This is a genomic window from Tabrizicola sp. T74, from assembly GCF_057219935.1.
Genome location: NZ_JBXVVT010000004.1, coordinates 139,570 through 156,943, shown reverse-complemented (window position 1 = coordinate 156,943; position 17,374 = coordinate 139,570). Strand labels below are relative to the sequence as shown.

General features: G+C 64.9%; 18 protein-coding genes. 11 read left to right on the top strand and 7 right to left on the bottom strand.

From position 1 onward, the window contains the following. Positions 1-197: 197 nt before the first annotated feature. From AC2EAL_RS12840 to AC2EAL_RS12820, 5 genes are all read left to right on the top strand, one after another. Positions 198-1,220: an ABC transporter ATP-binding protein gene (locus tag AC2EAL_RS12840; RefSeq protein WP_484724617.1), complete on the top strand. Its 1,023-nt coding sequence runs from the start codon at positions 198-200 to the stop codon at positions 1,218-1,220. Next, a complete protein-coding gene (locus tag AC2EAL_RS12835) occupies positions 1,213-2,262 on the top strand; it encodes an ABC transporter ATP-binding protein (protein WP_484724616.1) in 1,050 nt (349 codons plus the stop codon). Before AC2EAL_RS12840 ends, AC2EAL_RS12835 begins: the two co-directional genes overlap by 8 nt. Beyond that, a complete protein-coding gene (locus tag AC2EAL_RS12830) occupies positions 2,259-3,962 on the top strand; it encodes a peptide ABC transporter substrate-binding protein (RefSeq protein ID WP_484724615.1) in 1,704 nt (567 codons plus the stop codon). The genes AC2EAL_RS12835 and AC2EAL_RS12830 overlap by 4 nt, the downstream gene beginning before the upstream one ends. Positions 3,963-4,032: 70 nt before the next feature. Next, positions 4,033-5,040 (top strand): ABC transporter permease, encoded by a 1,008-nt coding sequence (locus AC2EAL_RS12825; RefSeq protein WP_484724614.1) that lies wholly within the window; start codon positions 4,033-4,035, stop codon positions 5,038-5,040. Beyond that, positions 5,033-5,941 (top strand): ABC transporter permease, encoded by a 909-nt coding sequence (locus AC2EAL_RS12820; protein ID WP_484724613.1) that lies wholly within the window; start codon positions 5,033-5,035, stop codon positions 5,939-5,941. The genes AC2EAL_RS12825 and AC2EAL_RS12820 overlap by 8 nt, the downstream gene beginning before the upstream one ends. 70 nt (positions 5,942-6,011) lie before the next feature. Here the strand turns inward: AC2EAL_RS12820 and AC2EAL_RS12815 are convergent, their stop codons facing one another. Then, a complete protein-coding gene (locus AC2EAL_RS12815; protein WP_484724612.1) occupies positions 6,012-7,292 on the bottom strand; it encodes a DUF3422 family protein in 1,281 nt (426 codons plus the stop codon). Between the two features lie 237 nt (positions 7,293-7,529). On the opposite strand from AC2EAL_RS12815, the gene AC2EAL_RS12810 reads away from it, so the two are divergent. From AC2EAL_RS12810 to AC2EAL_RS12795, 4 genes are all read left to right on the top strand, one after another. Next, on the top strand, positions 7,530-7,823 hold the full coding sequence (locus AC2EAL_RS12810) for a hypothetical protein (RefSeq protein ID WP_484724611.1): 294 nt from the start codon (positions 7,530-7,532) through the stop codon (positions 7,821-7,823). Between the two features lie 146 nt (positions 7,824-7,969). Further along, positions 7,970-8,461 (top strand): sigma-70 family RNA polymerase sigma factor, encoded by a 492-nt coding sequence (locus AC2EAL_RS12805; RefSeq protein WP_484724610.1) that lies wholly within the window; start codon positions 7,970-7,972, stop codon positions 8,459-8,461. Then, a complete protein-coding gene (locus AC2EAL_RS12800) occupies positions 8,458-8,739 on the top strand; it encodes a hypothetical protein (RefSeq protein WP_484724609.1) in 282 nt (93 codons plus the stop codon). The genes AC2EAL_RS12805 and AC2EAL_RS12800 overlap by 4 nt, the downstream gene beginning before the upstream one ends. A gap of 1 nt (position 8,740) precedes the next feature. Beyond that, on the top strand, positions 8,741-9,160 hold the full coding sequence (locus tag AC2EAL_RS12795) for a periplasmic heavy metal sensor (RefSeq protein WP_484724608.1): 420 nt from the start codon (positions 8,741-8,743) through the stop codon (positions 9,158-9,160). Positions 9,161-9,177: 17 nt separating this feature from the next. On the opposite strand, the gene AC2EAL_RS12790 is transcribed toward AC2EAL_RS12795, so the two are convergent. The 5 genes from AC2EAL_RS12790 to recA form a co-directional block, all read right to left on the bottom strand. After that, complete coding sequence (locus AC2EAL_RS12790; protein WP_484724607.1) at positions 9,178-9,972, bottom strand: class II glutamine amidotransferase; 795 nt, start codon at positions 9,970-9,972, stop codon at positions 9,178-9,180. A gap of 108 nt (positions 9,973-10,080) precedes the next feature. Further along, positions 10,081-10,371, bottom strand: coding sequence for a DUF1330 domain-containing protein (locus AC2EAL_RS12785; protein WP_484724606.1), 291 nt, complete (start codon positions 10,369-10,371; stop codon positions 10,081-10,083). Between the two features lies 1 nt (position 10,372). After that, positions 10,373-13,027, bottom strand: coding sequence for an alanine--tRNA ligase (alaS, locus tag AC2EAL_RS12780; RefSeq protein WP_484724605.1), 2,655 nt, complete (start codon positions 13,025-13,027; stop codon positions 10,373-10,375). A 103-nt stretch (positions 13,028-13,130) separates the two neighbouring features. Further along, positions 13,131-13,649, bottom strand: coding sequence for an MOSC domain-containing protein (locus AC2EAL_RS12775; protein ID WP_484724974.1), 519 nt, complete (start codon positions 13,647-13,649; stop codon positions 13,131-13,133). A gap of 23 nt (positions 13,650-13,672) precedes the next feature. Beyond that, a complete protein-coding gene (gene recA, locus AC2EAL_RS12770) occupies positions 13,673-14,743 on the bottom strand; it encodes a recombinase RecA (RefSeq protein ID WP_484724604.1) in 1,071 nt (356 codons plus the stop codon). A gap of 204 nt (positions 14,744-14,947) precedes the next feature. Here recA and AC2EAL_RS12765 point away from each other — a divergent pair, with 204 nt between their 5' ends. Beyond that, entirely contained in the window at positions 14,948-15,538 is a 591-nt protein-coding gene (locus AC2EAL_RS12765) for a hypothetical protein (protein WP_484724603.1), read from the top strand. A 118-nt stretch (positions 15,539-15,656) separates the two neighbouring features. Next, complete coding sequence (locus AC2EAL_RS12760; RefSeq protein WP_484724973.1) at positions 15,657-16,205, top strand: lipid-binding SYLF domain-containing protein; 549 nt, start codon at positions 15,657-15,659, stop codon at positions 16,203-16,205. A 305-nt stretch (positions 16,206-16,510) separates the two neighbouring features. Here AC2EAL_RS12760 and AC2EAL_RS12755 read toward each other — a convergent pair whose 3' ends face one another. Next, positions 16,511-17,374 (bottom strand): NAD(P)-dependent oxidoreductase, encoded by an 864-nt coding sequence (locus tag AC2EAL_RS12755; RefSeq protein ID WP_484724602.1) that lies wholly within the window; start codon positions 17,372-17,374, stop codon positions 16,511-16,513.

The window sequence follows — 17,374 nt, the reverse complement described above, 5'->3', positions numbered from 1 at the left end:
GGCCAAGTCAATATCTGGCAAAGTGACGCAAGGTTCGGTCATTCTGCCCGATGAACACTGTGGAATCGCGCGCCAAATCAGGATTGATAGAAGACCAAGAATCGGAAACAGTTGGCATCAACGTAGCAACCACAAGCTGCACGGCCGGCAATTCGGCCAATAAAAACAAGACTTAAGAACGTCGCGGGGAGTACTGAATGGCCGAACCGGCCGCTTCTGTCCTTGAAGTCAGGGACCTAAAGACCGTTTTCCGCACCCGTGGCGGCGAGATTCACGCTGTGAACAACGTCAGCTTCCACCTGCGGCGTGGCGAGCTTCTGGGCGTAGTGGGGGAAAGCGGCTCGGGCAAGTCGGTGACGATGATGTCGCTTTTGCGGCTGTTGCCGATGCCACCGGCGGAAATCCGGTCGGGTCAGGCACTGCTGAACGGGCGTGATCTGATCGCGACGAGCGATGATGAGTTGCGCACGATCCGGGGCGCGAAGGTCGGCTTTGTCTTCCAGGACCCGATGACCAGCCTGAATCCGGTGTTCACGCTGGGCAACCAGATCATGGAGCCGCTGATCGAGCACATGAAGATGTCGAAAGCCCAGGCCGAGGCGCGGGCGATCGAACTTCTGGAGCTGGTGGGCATTCCCGATGCACGGCGGCGCCTCTACCAGTACCCGCACCAGTTTTCCGGCGGGATGCGCCAGCGCGTGATGATCGCCATAGCGCTGGCCTGCGACCCGGATGTGCTGATCGCCGATGAACCGACGACGGCTCTGGACGTGACAATCCAGGCGCAGATCCTGGAGCTTGTGAAAGAGCTGCGTCAGAAGCTGGGCATGGCGATCATCTGGATTACGCATGATCTTGGTGTCATTGCGGGAATCGCCGACCGGGTCATGGTGATGTACGGCGGCCAGATCGTCGAACAGGCCCCGGTGCGCGAGCTGTTCGCACACCCGCAGCATCCTTATACCCGGGCGCTTCTGAAGACGATTCCGCGGATCACCGGCGAACGCGAGTCGCGCCTGAAGGTGATCGAGGGCCAGCCGCCGATCCTGACCGCTCCCCTGACCGCCTGCCCGTTCCGGGCCCGGTGCGAGTACCGCCACGACACCTGTGACGCGGTCAACCCGGCCCGCCGGGCCATCGATGGCAAGGCGCTTGGCCATGGGCATGACGTCGCCTGCCACTGGCAGGCGCCTGCCGCAGCGGAGGTCGCTCATGCTTGACGCCGCCCCCGCGCCGCTGGTTCAGGTCGAAGACCTGAAGATGCACTTCCCGATCTATACCGGCCTGTTCCGCAGGCACACGGGCGACGTGAAGGCAGTGGATGGGGTGTCCTTCCAGATCATGTCGGGACAGACGATGGGGCTGGTGGGCGAATCCGGTTGCGGCAAGTCCACGGTCGGGCGGGCGATGTTGCGGCTTTACGAGCCGACGGCGGGTCGCGTGCTGATTGCGGGTGAAGATGTCGCCCGCATGGCGCCCGAGTCGCTGCGGAAGAAGCGCCCGACGATGCAGATGGTGTTCCAGGACCCGCAGGCCAGCCTGAACCCGCGCATGACGCTGGCCGACATCGTCAGCGAGCCCCTAGACGAACACACCAACTGGTCCCGCGACCAGAAGCTGGAGCGGGTCTACGAGCTGATGGACCAGGTCGGCCTGAACCGCCGCTTCGTGAACCGTTTCCCGCACGAGTTTTCGGGTGGCCAGCGGCAACGCATCGGGATTGCCCGCGCGCTGGCGCTGAAGCCCCAATTCATCGTCTGCGACGAACCCATCGCAGCGCTTGACGTGTCGATCCAGGCGCAAGTGGTGAACCTGCTGGAGGACCTGCAGGAAAAGCTGGGACTGACCTATCTGTTCATCAGCCATGACCTGTCGATGGTGCGCCATCTCGCACAGCGGGTCGCGGTGATGTACCTGGGCCGGATCGCCGAATTGTCCCCTTCGAAGGACCTCTATGTCCGCCCGCTGCATCCTTATGCCGAGGCGCTTCTGTCCGCGGTGAACGAGCCCGACCCCGAGCTTGCCGCCCGCCGCAACCGCATCATCCTGAAGGGCGACGTGCCCTCACCCGCCAATCCGCCCAAGGGCTGCAACTTCTGCACGCGCTGCCCAAAGGTGATGGACATCTGCCGCAGTGTGAAACCCGACCTGGCCGAAGTGGAACCGGGCCGGATGGTCGCCTGCCATCTTTATACAACGACCGCCGGATCAACCGGCGGGACCGAGGCTGACGAGCGCAACCAACAAGGAGAGAACCGATGAAACTCAGAGCCGCCCTGATGGGCGCAGTGGCCGTGCTGGGGCTTGCCCCCGCCGCCTTTGCCGAACGTGGCGCCGATGGTGAGCTGAAGCTCACCTTCCCGCAGGCCGTATCGATCGTGAACCCCTATCTCTCGGGCGGCACCAAGGACATCCTCGCCGCCGCGATGGTGGTCGAGCCGCTGGCCGTGGTCGACCCGAACGGTGTTCTGGTTCCGCGTCTGGCCGCCGAGATCCCGACGCTGGAGAATGGCGGCGTGTCGGCCGACATGACCTCGATTACCTGGAAGCTGCAGCCGGGCCTCCTGTGGTCCGACGGCTCGCCGGTGACCGCCGACGACGCGGTCTTCACCTGGCAGTACTGCACCCACCCGGAAGGCGGCTGCAGCCAAGCGACGAAGTATGACGGCGTGAAGGCGGTCGAGGCGGTCGATGCCTCGACGATCAAGGTAACGTTCGACGCCCCGAAGCCGAACCCCTACACCGCCTTCGTCAGCGGCCTGTCGCCGATCCTGCAGAAGGCGCAGTTCGAGGCCTGCATCGGTGCTGCTGCGCCCACTTGCACGGACGCGAACAACATGCCGATCGGCACCGGCCCGTTCAAGGTCGTGGGCTTCACGGTGAACGACACTGTGTCGATGGAAGCCAACCCGAACTACCGTGACCCGGCAAAGCCGGCCTTTGCGACCGCCATGATCAAGGGCGGCGGCGATGCCGAAAGCTCGGCCCGCGCCGTGATGGAAACCGGCGAATTCGACTATGCCTGGAACACCCAGATCCCGCCGGACAGCCAGGCCGCGATGAGCGCTGCCGGCAAGGGCCAGTTCGTCGTCGCCTTCGGCACGCTGGTCGAACGGATCGAGATGAACATGACCGATCCCTCGGCCGACCTGCCGGAAGGCGAACGCTCCACCGTCAAGCATGCGCATCCGATCCTGTCGGACATCAAGGTGCGGACCGCACTGTCCATGGCGATCGACCGCTCGATCCTGGTGGAAGTCGGCTATGGTGCCGGCGGCAAGCCGACCTGCAACGTCATCCCCGGGCCGGAAGGCTGGGCTTCGGACAACACCGACTGCCTGACGCAGGACCTGGAAGGCGCCAAGGCGCTTCTGGAAGAGGCGGGCTGGACCGACACCGACGGCGACGGCGTGCGCGACAAGGATGGCAAGAAGCTGAAGCTTCTGTACCAGACCACCGTCAACCCGATCCGCCAGGACTTCCAGGCGCTGGTCAAGGATTGGTGGGCTGAAATCGGCGTTGAAACCGAGCTGAAGTCGATCGACCCGGGCGTCTTCTTCGGGGGTGACCCGGGCTCGCCCGACACGTTCCAGAAGTTCTACGCCGACGTCGAGATGTACGCCAACAACTCGGAACAGCCTGACCCGGAAAGCTATCTGGCCCAGTACCTCTGCGCCAAGATCCCAAGCCCGGAAACCCAGTGGCAGGGCGAGAATATCAACCGCTTCTGCACGCCCGAATATGATGCGCTGCATACCGAACTGAGCCAGACGACGGACCTCGCCAAGCGGCAGGAGATCGCCAAGAAGCTGAACGACATGGTCACCAAGGACAGCATGGTCGTTGTCCCGCTGGTGCACCGCGGTACGCTCTCGGCGCATTCCAACACGCTGGGCGGCGTCCAGATCAACGCCTGGGACATGGAAACCTGGAACACCGCGGACTGGTTCCGCATCAAGTAATGAAGCCTGCTGCGGGGCCGGACATCCGGCCCCGCAGCCCTTCGTCTCTCTGATCCAGGGCGCGCCGCGCATGCTCATCTTCACGCTTCGCAGGTTACTGCTGGCCATCCCGACGCTGCTTATCATCTCGCTTGTGATCTTTCTGCTGGTCGACCTCGCCCCGGGGTCGCCGATGTCGCAGATTCCGCTGACGGTCCCGCCGGAAGTGAAGCAGAAGATGATGGAGGCGCTTGGCGCCGATCAGCCAGTTTTCGTCCGCTATCTGCTTTGGCTGAAACAGTTCTTCTGGATCGAGCCGATGACCCAGTTCGACTACTGGTTCGGCACCACCTTCGTGGAAGGCGAACAGCGCATCCTGTCCTGGCAGTCGCGCAGCCCCGTCTTCAGCATCATCGGCGAACGCCTGCCCCAGACCCTGATCGTGATCGGCACGGCCTATCTGGTCGGCATCCTGATCGCGCTGCCCATCGGGATCTACTCGGCCTACCGCCAGTATTCCCTGTTCGACCAGGCCGGCACGATGTTCGCGATGATCGGCTTTTCGGTTCCGACGTTCTTCTCCGGAACGCTCTTCATCATCATCTTCGCCGTCTGGCTGGGCTGGTTTCCGACCAAGTACGACACCACGCTTGAGGTGACGGATTGGGCAAGCTTCCTGGAGCAGCTGCGCCAGATGGCCCTGCCCGTCATGACGCTTGGCCTTGCCAACGCGGCCGCAATCAGCCGCTACATGCGGTCTTCCATGCTGGACAACATGACGATGGACTATGTCCGCACCGCCCGCGCCAAGGGGATGACGGAACGGACCGTCGTCCTGAAACACGTGCTGCGGAACTCGCTTATTCCGGTGGTCACCGTCATCGCGCTTGGCATCCCGTCGATCTTCGGTGGCGCCATCATCACCGAGAACCTCTTCGGCGTGAACGGCATCGGCGCGGCGCTGATCGGCGCGATCCAGGCCAGTGACCTGCCGATGGTCCAGACGCTGGCCTTCATCTTTGCCGTGCTGATCGTCCTGTTCAACCTGATCGCCGATATCCTTTATGGCCTTCTTGACCCCCGGATCCGCTATGACTGAGGCAAGCACCACTCCGCCGAAACCGGCCAGCCAGTTGCGCGACATCTGGCAGCAGTTCCGCACGCACAAGGGCGCGCTGTTCGGTCTGATCGTCCTGGGGCTTCTGGTCGTCTTCGTGGTCTTCGGCCAGCTGGTCTGGGATCCGCCGCAGCGGCTTTCGGACACGATCAAGATGAAGAACCAGGGACCCTCCCTCAGCGCGCCGTTCGGTACCGACCAGCTGGGCCGCGACCTCTTGTTGCGGATGATCCAGGCAGGCAAGGTGTCCTTGGCCGTGGGCATGGTCGCGATGGTCATCGCCATTGTCTTCGGCACCTTCATCGGCATTCTGGCCGGCTATTTCAAACGACTGGACGGCCCGCTGATGCGGCTGACCGACATGTTCCTGGCCCTGCCGCTGATCCCGCTTCTCTTGGTCATGGTGATGCTGTTCCGCGACAAGGTGGCGGGCATCCTGGGGCCCGAGCTTGGCGCCTTCACCCTGATTGTCTTCGCCATCGGCATCACGTCCTGGATGGCCACGGCCCGCATCGTCCGGGGCGAAGTGCTGACGCTGAAGGAACGCGAATACGTGCTTGCCGCCCGCTCCATCGGCGCACGGCCCCGGCGGATCATCCTGCGCCATATCCTGCCGAACGTCGTCTCGCCGGTGATGGTGGCAGCGACCCTGGGCGTGGCCGAGGCAATCATCACCGAATCCGTCCTGTCCTTCCTGGGCCTGGGCTTCCCGCCGGATTTCCCGACCTGGGGCCGCCTGCTGTACGATGGGCTGCAGTACATGCAGGTCTACCCGGAACGGGTGATCTGGCCGGGTCTCGCGATCTCGTTGACCGTGCTGTCGGTGAACTACATCGGTGACGGGTTGCGCGACGCGCTCGACCCCCGAATCCGCGGCAGATGAAGCGCTCGTTGTTCGCCTTCGGCGCTCCTCGCTCGTGACGAGAAGCCGAAGGCGAACGAGGAGCCGTTCCTCAGTGCAGCGTCTTCCGGATGCGGCGGACCATCAGCCAGACCGCCAGCACCACGACTGGCACCAGACCGGCAAGAAGGACGCCATGGCTGATGTGCAGGGCGTGCGCTGCGGGCTCAAGGAAGTAGGCGGCCAGGTTCACCGCGTAATAGCTGATCGCCACGGTTGACAGGCCTTCGACCGTGCGCTGCAACCGCAACTGCAGGTCCGCCCGCTGGTCCATGCTTTCAAGAAGCTTCTGGTTCTGCGCCGACCGCTCCACGTCCACCCGGGTCCGCAACAACTCAGCCGCCCGCTCCGCCCGTTCCGCCATCGCCTTCAACCGGCTTTCCGAGGACTTCACCGTCCGCATCGCCGGATCATAGCGGCGCATCATGAACTCGGCGAAGGTCTGCCGCCCCTCGATCCGCGTCTCGCGCATCACCTCGATCCGCTGGTTGACGATGGCCTCATAGGCCGCCGTCGCGCCGAAGCGGAAGGAAAACTGAACCGCAAGGCTTTCCAGTTCCGCCGAGATGGTCAGCAGATTGTGCAGCGCCACCTCTGGCGCGGGCTCGGGGTTGTCCAGACCTGAGACCAGCGCCGACAGCTTCGGGTCCAGCGCATTCAGCCGCCCCGACAGGTCGCGCGACCGCATGAGGCCCAGCATCGACATCGCCCGGTAGGTCTCGATCTCGCACAGCCGCTGCACGATCCGCCCGACCCGGCGGGGGCCCGTCCCCGGTGCCACGAAGACCGCAAAGCGCATGTGCCCGCCGGGATCGATCCGGAAGTCGCCCGCCACGACCGCCGCCCCGTCAACCACCCGGCTGACTGCCAGGCTTTCCGGCACGAACCACTCGTCCACCTTCTGCAGGAGGTCATCGTCCGAGGGAGGCATCGGCTCGACCCGGATCAGGACCGAGGTCAACCGCTTGCCCGGCGCAGCCGCCAGCCAATCCTCTGGCAGGACCTCGGCCTCTGCCGGGTCGAAGGGCCGGGCGGAGGTGCCCTTGGTGAAGGCCGTGTAGGTCACGAACTCGGTGTGGCTTTCCCACTTCAGCTCGGCCCGCCCGATCGGCCCCTGGAAATGCGTCGCTCCAGGCTGCGGATGCGCGCTGCCATGGCGGTCGAGCAGCGCCAGAAGATGCGCGAGGTCCTGCCCACGGTCGCGGTTCTGCGCCTGCACGGGTTCCTTGATCGCCACATAGACCGCCGTCGACGGCACTTCCAGCGAAGGGAACGGCCGCGCGTGCAGCTCGTTCACGGTGGCATAGCGCAAGGGATGGTCGGAAATCGGCATGCTTTTGGGTCCGCAGTCGGGCGTCTCACCGTCGCGCATAACCAGATTTCTTGTGGGACTCCATGGTTTTATCAGCATGCAATGGCATACCTCCCGCAGGGCGACCGGATCGCACCAGAATTTCTTTGTGCCACCGCGTAGGGAATGCCCCGGACCTGCGTATGAGATACCAGGTAGCAGGATGATCCTGCGCCGCACCGAGACCGGCCGACCCGGCCCCCGAACCAGGATGACACCATGCGCAGCTTCCTCATTCTCGCCGTTCTGGCCTTGCCGGTGACCCCGGCCATGGCCGACATCACCGTCACCACCGACCGCGGCGGCAGTGCCGTCATCTCGCGCGACTGCACGCGGGGCGAAGGCCAGGCGGTCTGCACGACCCAATCGCAGCTCACAGGGGCCGAAGGAAAGACCGCCGCGAAGACCCGGCTGCGGACCGCCGAGCGTGGCTTTGTCTCGACCAGTGTCACTCTGACCGGACCCGAAGGGAACACCCGCACCCGGGAACGCAGCTTTACCCGCGGCGACTGACCCCGTCCGGCCAGGAGACCCGCGCCGGGGCTTGCCCTTCGGCGCGGTTTGGCAAAGCTTGGGCTGGCAGGTGGACGGGGCAGCGGGTGACGGCGGACGAAGATCGGCAGACGATGGCTGCACTAGCCCGTGGGGACCGACAGGCCATGACGGTTCTGATCCGACGCCACGGGCCCGGCGTCCGCCGCTTTCTTGCGGGTGTCCTGACATCGCCGCACGAGGCGGAAGACATCGCGCAAGAGACGTTCCTGCGGGTCTGGTCGGCGGCCTCACGCTATGATCCGTCGATTGCCTCCCCCGCCACCTGGGTCTACCGGATTGCGCTGCGCCTGGCGATTGACCGCAACCGGCGCACGGGCTTTCGTCGCTTTCTGGGACTGGAGGCCGCACCCGAGCCGCTGGACGACCAGCCCGGCGCGGATCGGGACCTGGCCGCCCGTCAGGCTCTGGCCAGGACACATGCGGCCCTTGCCACCCTGCCGGACCGGCAACGCAAGGCGCTTCTGCTGCGGGCCGCGGCGGGGCTTACAAACACGGAAATCGCCGCCACATTGGGGATCAGTGCGGGTGCGGTGGAACAACTGCTCGTGCGGGCCCGGGCCAGCCTGCGGGTCATCACAAAGGGGGAGATCACATGACACATCAGGACGACGACGCATTCGATGCGGCGCTGGCCCGCGCGCTGAACGGCAGGGCCGATGACACGGCCCCGCTCTCGCGCGCCGTCATGACCCGTCTGGCGGAACCAACCGCTGGCCGGCGCATTCTGCCGGGCGAGGTTCTGGCCCAGCCCCTGCCCGCCGCAGGCCTTTTGCTGGGCCTCCTGGGGCTTGCCGCAGCGGTCGGCTACGCGATGGGTCCGGCCGCCCCCGACGAAGTCGCCGCGATTGCCGAACTGCTTGGACTGGGGCTCTGAGATGACCGAACCGGCCTTGCCTTCCACCAAGCCGCGCCGGTCCTGGGGGCGGATCGCCCTGGTATCAGCGCTGATCCTGTCCCTGATGGGCAACGCTGTCGCCCTTGGCGCCTGGGCCAGGCTGCGTGACGCCCGCTCCGAGCTTTTGGGTCCGGAAGCCGCAGGAACGCGTTTGCCCGATGATCTTCGGCAAGAGCTTCGACAGGCCTTGCGCGAGGAAATGCCTGGCCTTCGCCCCCTGTTGCGCGACCTGATCCAATCCCGCGCCGAGGTGGTGGCAGCCGCCAAGGCGCGCCCCTTCGTGCGTGCGGACGCCGAGGCTGCCATGAATGCTTTTCGTAGTGATGCCAATGCCTTGCTGGTCGAAATTCAACGAGTTTTTCTGGACCAGCTGGAACGGAAAGCCGCGGAAAGCCCCTGAAGCTTGACCTGATCCTGTCAGGCCGCAGCAGCCAAGCGGCAGGGCATGAAATCCTCGACCATCGCGGTTTCGCCGTCGAAGGTGCAGAAGCTGTAGGGCGGGACTTCCTCCCAGCCGCCCTCCTCGGCTTCCAGTGGTTCCGAGACCACCGCCCTGCCCTGACGGCTGTCCGACCAGCGGTGGTAAAGCGACGGCGCCGCGTCGTCGGTAGCATAGCGGACGGCATAGAGGCGTTGCCCGTCAGAGAGCGCGGCAGTCATCCGCAGATGAGGAGCCGCGCCTTTTTGGCGGGCAAGACGGATGAAGCGGGCTGCCGCCCGTTCCAAGGCGCCACGTGGGTCGGTGTCCAAGCCCTCGGCGAGTGCCACGAGGAACAGCGCCTCGCTGTCGGTCGCACCCTTGCGGTGGGGATAGAGTTCTTCCGGAATCATCATGTCGGCATCGCGGCGGAAGGCATCGTACCCGCCAACCTGGCCGTTGTGCATGAAGCTCCAGCGCCCATGCGTGAACGGGTGGCAGTTGTTGCGGCTGGTGGCCGTGCCGGTGGAGGCGCGGACATGGGCGAGGAACAGGTGCGACTGGACCTGGGCTGTCAGGCTTTTCAGGTTCGGGTCGGACCAGGCGGGCAGGACGTCGCGGAAAAGGCCAGGTTCGGGCTTCGCGCCATACCAGGCGATGCCGAACCCGTCGGCGTTGATCGCCGTGTGGCACTGGGTAGCACAGTGCGACTGGTGGATGAGGGAGTGACCGGGGCGGCTCACGATCTCCTCCAGGAAGATCGGCGCGCCGGTGTAGGCGGCCCAGCGGCACATCTAGCCTTGCCTCGTTCGATGGATCATCTGCTCACGCCTTCTTTTCGGTGAAGTCTAGCAGAAATCGAACCGGTCGGGAGAGATAATCCAATCAAATCAAGGAAAACCCTACTCGATCTCCTCGACGACCATCAGGTCGCGGACAGAGGCGCCCTTCGCATGGGCAAGCGCGGCCTGATAGGCGGGGGAGTTGTAGCACTCCACCGCTTTTTCGAGGCTCGGGAAGCGGGCGACAACATTCCGTGGCCGGTCGTTGCCTTCCAGCTGCACATAGCGGCCGCCGCGCGCCAGGAAGACGCCGCCGTGAGCCGCGATGGCCTCGGTCGCGCCCTTGGCGTATTTCGCATAGGCCTCGGCGTCGGTGACGTGGACGTGGGCGATCCAGAGCGCGGTCGGCATGTCAGGCCCCCATCGCGGCTTCGGCCGCCTTGATCGCTGCCTCGGCCTGAGCAATGTCAGCGCCCCCGGCCTGCGCCATGTCGGGACGGCCACCGCCACCCTTGCCACCCATCGCCTCGGCTGCCGCCTTGACTAAGGTGACGGCCGAAAGCTTCGCGGTCAGGTCTGCCGTGACGCCAGCCGCAACAGCGGGTTTCGCGCCGGTGTCGGCGATGAGAAGGACCGCGCCCGAACCCAGACGCGCCTTCATCTCGTCGATCAGCGCCGGGAGGTCTTTGCCCGAGACGCCGGAAAGCACTTGAGCAACGAACTTTACCCCGTTGATTTCCTTGGCCTCTGTCCCCGCAGCCTTGCCGCCCATCGCCACCTCGCGGCGCAGCTGCGCGACCTCGTTCGCCAGCGCCTTGCGTTCATCAAACAGCGCACGGATGCGGTCGGCGAGTTCCGCAGCCGGTGCCTTGACGATCGCCGCGATGTCGTTCAGCCGCGCGTCCTGCTGACGCAAGTGGTCAAGGGCCGCCTGCCCGGTCAGTGCTTCAATCCGGCGGACGCCTGCGCTGGAAGCACTTTCCGACAGAAGCACCATCGCACCGATGTCGCCAGTGCGGCCAACATGGGTGCCGCCGCAAAGCTCCAGCGAATAGGTCTTGCCGTCGGTGCCCTTTCCCGAGCCCTCCAGCGTGCCCATCGAGACGACGCGGACTTCCTCGCCGTATTTCTCGCCAAACAGCGCCTGGGCGCCAATCGCGCGGGCGTCGTCGGGGGTCATGATCCGGGTCTCGACGGGCGAGTTCTGGCGGATGAAGGTGTTGACCTCGGCCTCAATGGTCTGCAGGTCCGGCGCGGAGATCGCCGCCGAATGGCTGAAGTCGAAGCGCAGGCGGTCGGCAGCGTTGAGGCTGCCCCGCTGGGCAACGTGGTCGCCCAAGGTGCGCCGCAGTGCCTCGTGCAGAAGGTGCGTCGCCGAATGGTTCGCGCGGATTGCCGAGCGGCGGCCGTGCGCGACCTCAAGCTTCGCGGGTTGTCCTTTGATGACAGTACCTTCCGTGACATTCGCAATGTGGATGAAGACCCCCGCGGCCTTCTTCACATCAGTCACTTCGGCGGTGCCAGTCTGGGTGCGGATCAGGCCCACATCGCCCACCTGACCACCGGATTCGGCGTAGAACGGGGTCTGGTTGACGACGATCTGCACGGTCTGGCCCGCTTCGGCCTGTCCCACAGCAGCGCCGTCCCGGAGAAGCGCGGTCACGACACCCTCCGCCGTCTCGGTGTCGTAGCCGAGGAACTCGGTCACGCCATGCTCTTCCGCGATCTCGAACCAGATCTTCGCATCGCCCGCAGCTCCTGTGCCGGACCAGGCCGCACGGGCCTTGGCCTTCTGCTCGGCCATCGCGGCGTCAAAGCCCTGGACGTCCACCTCACGCCCCTTCTCGCGCAGCGCGTCCTGGGTCAGGTCGAGTGGGAAGCCATAGGTGTCATACAGTTTGAACGCCGCCGCGCCAGGGAGAGCGGCGCCTTCCGCGAGGCCCGACAACTCGTCGTCCAGAAGCCGAAGACCCCGGTCGAGGGTCTGCTTGAACTTGGTTTCCTCGGTCCGCAGCGTCTCTTCGATCAGCGCTTGCGCCCGGGAAAGCTCCGGATAGGCGCCGCCCATCTGGCGCACCAGCGCAGGGACCAGGCGGTGCATCACCGGGTCCTGCGCGCCGAGCATGTGGGCGTGGCGCATCGCGCGGCGCATGATCCGGCGAAGGACGTAGCCGCGCCCCTCGTTCGAGGGCATCACCCCGTCGGCGATCAGGAAGGACGTGGACCGCAGGTGGTCGGCGATGACGCGGTGGTGGATTTTTCCCGGTCCATCAGGGTCTTGCGACGTGACGTTCGCGCTGGCCTCGATCAGGCTGCGCATCAGGTCGGTGTCATAGTTGTCGTGCTTGCCCTGGAGGAGAGCCCCGATCCGCTCCAGTCCCATGCCGGTGTCGATCGACTGCATCTCAAGCGGAACCAGCCGCCCGTCAGCGAACTGTTCGTTCTGCATAAAGACGTTGTTCCAGATCTCGATGAACCGGTCCCCATCCTCTTCCGCCGACCCCGGAGGGCCGCCCCAGATGTGGGGGCCGTGATCGTAGAAGATTTCCGTGCAGGGGCCGCAGGGGCCGGTGGGACCCATCCGCCAGAAGTTGTCGTCCGATGCGATGCGGATGATCCGGTCGTCGGTGAGGCCCGAAACCTTCTTCCAGATCCCGGCCGCCTCATCATCGGTGTGGTAGACGGTGACGAGGAGCTTGTCCTTCGCAAGACCGAAGTCCTTGGTCAGAAGCTCCCACGCGAAAGCAATCGCCTGTTCCTTGAAATAGTCGCCGAAGCTGAAATTCCCCAGCATTTCGAAGAAGGTGTGGTGCCGCGCGGTATAACCCACATTGTCGAGGTCGTTGTGCTTGCCCCCGGCCCGCACACATTTCTGCGCGGTCGTTGCGCGCTTGTAGTCCCGCGTCTCGACCCCGGTGAAGAGGTTCTTGAACTGCACCATGCCAGAGTTCGTGAACATCAGCGTCGGGTCGTTCCTCGGCACCAGGGGCGAGGAGTCCACCACCCGGTGGTCGTTGCGGCGGAAGAAGTCGAGGAAGGTCGAGCGGATATCGTTCAGCGAGGCCATGTGGGGGCGGTCCTTCGGGCGAAAACGGAAATTCGGCCCCCCATGTAGCCCCCTGCATGGGGCCTGTCCACGGGTCACGCTTTCGACGCGGGAAAAAAGGCTGTCAGCGCAGGACTTCGACGGCGTCGCCGTTGCGGATCACACCGTCCTGTTCGATGGAGCAGAGGACGCCGCGCAGGCGAAGCGTCGGGTGTGCGCGGACCCAGTCGAACGCCGCCTCGCCGTGGCGCACCTTCCACTTGGCGCAGGCGTCGTTCCAGACTTCGGAGACCCTGAGAATCGCCGTGCCGACCGCCAACCGCGTGCCAGCGGGCAGGTTCGCCTCGGTCATGTCGAGGTCGCAGACGAATGTGTCGCCAGGATGAACGACATTGTCCCGGTCGCGCCAGACCAGGTCCAGCACGCGGCGGGGCAGGATCGAGACCTGAATGCCGGGGTGGCCGGTGCCGTCGGGAAGCTTTAGCCAGGGGGCGCTGCCCCAGCGCTCTCCGGGGATGCCGTGCGCCTTCGTCACCCTGATTTCATCAACGAACCGGCGCTGGCCGAAATCGGGGCGGAGGCACAAAAACTCGACCGCGCTGCCGGTTTTCGGTGCGGAAAGCACCTCCGGCAGCGCGGCCATCAGTTCTTCGTGGGTGGCCTGGGTCACTCGTCCAGCACGTCGGCGGAATCTTCGCCGGCCATGGTGAAGTCGAGCCCGTTGGCAGCGCGGATCTTGTCCTCGATCTCCAGCGCGACAGACGGGTTCTGTTTCAGGAAGGCCTTGGCATTCTCACGCCCCTGCCCGATGCGTTCGTCCTTGAACGAATACCAGGCGCCCGACTTCTCCACGACCCCGGCCTTGACGCCAATGTCGATCAACTCGCCGGTCTTTGAGATGCCTTCGCCATACATGATGTCGAATTCGACCTGCTTGAAGGGCGGGGCGACCTTGTTCTTCACAACCTTGACGCGGGTGGTGTTGCCGACAACCTCCTCGCGGTCCTTGATCGAGCCGATCCGGCGGATGTCGAGACGGACGGAAGCATAGAATTTCAGCGCGTTGCCGCCGGTGGTGGTTTCGGGCGAGCCGAACATCACGCCGATCTTCATCCGGATCTGGTTGATGAAGATCACCATGCAGTTCGACCGGCCGATCGAGGCGGTCAACTTGCGCATCGCCTGGCTCATCAGGCGGGCCTGGCTGCCCATCTGCATGTCACCCATGTCACCTTCGATCTCGGCCTTGGGCACAAGGGCTGCGACCGAGTCGACCACCACAAGGTTCACCGCGCCGGAGCGGACGAGCGTATCCACGATCTCCAACGCCTGTTCGCCGGTGTCGGGCTGCGAGATCAGCAGTTCATCCAGGTTCACGCCCAGCTTCTTGGCATACTGCGGATCCAGCGCGTGTTCGGCATCGACGAAGGCGCAGACGCCGCCCTTCTTCTGCTCCTCGGCAACGACATGCAGGGTCAGCGTGGTCTTGCCCGAGGACTCGGGCCCGTAGATCTCGATGATCCGGCCCTTGGGCAGGCCGCCAATCCCAAGCGCGATGTCGAGGCCCAAGGAGCCGGTCGAGGTCGACTCGATCTCCATCGCCGGGCTGTCGGCGCCGAGCTTCATGATCGAGCCCTTGCCGAACTGCCGCTCGATCTGCGCAAGCGCCGATTCCAGAGCCTTCGCCTTGTCCATATCCCGCTTGCCCCCGAGGTCGAGAAGGTTAGCCACTGCCATGTCGTTCTCCTTATTTCACAGCCGCATTCCAGCGGCAATCCTTGCCCGTGTTCCCCAAGTGTTCTTGCCCTTATGAGCACAAAAAGGGAACAATTCAACTCAAATCTGACAGTGGCAGTTTGGGCGCGGTTTGGTTAAGGGAGTGTTGACGAAAACCCGGGACAACCGGGCGATGTGCGGGAACATCGGGGGAAAGGGCCGGAGATGCTGGTATTCTGGGAGCAGAGGCTTGCGTTTCTGGCCACGCCGAAGACCGGGTCGACAGCGATTGCGGCCGCACTCGAATCGCTGGCATCCGTGTCGATCCAGCGGCCGCCCTTGTTGAAGCACACCACCGTCCACCGCTATCGACGCTTTATCGGGCCCTATCTCGAGGTCGCGTCGAAGGACACGTTCACCGTGGTGGCCCTGATGCGGGAACCGACGGATTGGTTGGGGTCGTGGTACCGCTTCCGCCAGCGCGAAGAGACGGATGCTGGGAAGTCGACGAAGGGCATCAGCTTTGACCACTTCGTCCGGGCCTGGTGCCAGGACCCGCGGCCGGATTTCGCGGATGTGGGTAGCCAGGGCAAGTTCCTGCGGCCGCGGCAAGGCGAGGGCGTGGACCGGCTGTTCCGCTATGAGGAGATCGGGACCTTCGTGCACTTCCTGGAGGAACGGCTTGATTGCGAGATCATCCTGCCGCGCCTGAACGTCTCTCCCCCGGGGGCGACGGAATTGTCGGCAGAGACGGCAGCCTTGCTGCGGGAACATGCGGCTGAGGATTTCGCCCTGTACCAGACCCTGACTCCTTGAGCGCGGGGTTGCCGGGTCCGGGTTTCGGGCATGACACGCCGGCGGAAAACGGGTAGTTTGCCGATCAAGGGGCGCATGAGACCCCATGAGGCATGAAAGGGCGGACAAGATGACCGAGATGATGATGACGCGGCGCGGGCTTTTGGTCGGCGCGGGGGCCTTCGGGCTGGCGGCCTGCAACAACGGGATCGGGTCGAACGGCGGGCAGCAGATCGAGGCCCGGGTGGCGGCGACGGAGAGTTACCTGTTCCAGCAGTATCCGGGCACGCGGGATCTGGCGAGCCGCGCGGCGGGGGTGCTGTACATGCCCCTGATGACCGAGGTTGGTGCCGGGTTCGGCGGGGCCTTCGGGCGCGGGGCACTGCGGATCCAGGGGGTCACGGTCGACTACTACTCCGCGACCAAGGGGTCGTTCGGGCTGCAGATCGGGGCGCAGCAGTACGCCCACGCCCTGTTCTTCATGACCCCCGACGCGCTGGAGAAGTTCCGGCGGTCCTCGGGCTGGGCGGTGGGCGCGGACGTACGCTATGCGAGCCCAGAGGAGGGTGCTTCGATCGGCAAGGAGTCGACCGAGCTGAACGATGTGATCGCCCTGGTCTTCGGGCAGCAGGGTCTGATCGCGGGGGCCTCCTTGGCCGGGGTCAAGTATACGCGGATCATTCCCTGAAAAGTGTCCACGGTGGACAAACGCCGATGAGCCATTGATTTCAATATCTTGGTCGCGGACGTTAGGAAATTCTTAAGGTCTTGATCTTGACGGGGCGGTGGGCGTTTCGCCCACCCTACGTTTGCGTCCTGAAGGCAGGCGTGACACCCTTGGCATGCGTTCGGATGCCTCCGGCGGGAGTATTTGGGACATGGGCAAGACCGGATGTGCTTGCGGACCAGTCCTGCGCGGTGGCGACGTTTAACAACGTGAATGACGTGTCTGGGCAATCCGATCAGCGCCGGTCCCGGGATGCGGTCATTCCCTTACTTCAGCCGCCGGATAAGGCTCGACGTGTCGTTCCGTCCCCCGCCCATCAGTTGCACGTCCTTGTAGAACTGGTCGACCAACGCGGTGACCGGCAGCCGCGCGCCGATCTCGTCGGCGGTGTCCAGACAGATGCCGAGGTCCTTGCGCATCCAGTCGACCGCGAAGCCGAAGTCGAACTGGTCCCGAAGCATGGTCTTGTGCCGGTTGACCATCTGCCAGGAGCCTGCGGCCCCCTGAGAGATCACCTCCACCACCTTCTCGCCGTCGAGGCCCGCCTTCTGGCCGAAGGCCAGCGCCTCGGACAGGCCCTGCATCAGGCCCGCGATGCAGATCTGGTTCATCATCTTGGCGAGCTGCCCTGCCCCGCTGTCGCCGATCAGGCGGCAGATGCGGGCGTAGGCGGCCATCACCGGCTCGGCCCGGGCGTAGTCGGCAGGGTCACCGCCGCACATGATGGAGAGCTGGCCATTCTCCGCCCCCGCCTGCCCGCCCGAGACCGGGGCATCGACGAAGGCCAGCCCCGAGGCCTGGGCCTGGGCCGCGAGTTTGCGGGTGATGTTGGCGGAGACCGTGGTGTGGTCGACGAAGACCGCGCCCGGCGACATCGCGGCGAAGGCGCCGTCCGGCCCGATGCAGACCTGGCGCAGGTCGTCGTCATTGCCAACGCAGGCCATCACGAACTCGGCCCCCCGGACCGCAAGCGCGGGCGAAGGCGCGGCCCTGCCGCCGTGGCGGTCCACCCAGGCCTCGGCCTTCAAGCGGGTGCGGTTGTAGACCGTCACCTCATGCCCCTTGGCGACAAGATGGCCTGCCATCGGGAAACCCATGACTCCCAAGCCAAGAAATGCCACTTTCGCCAT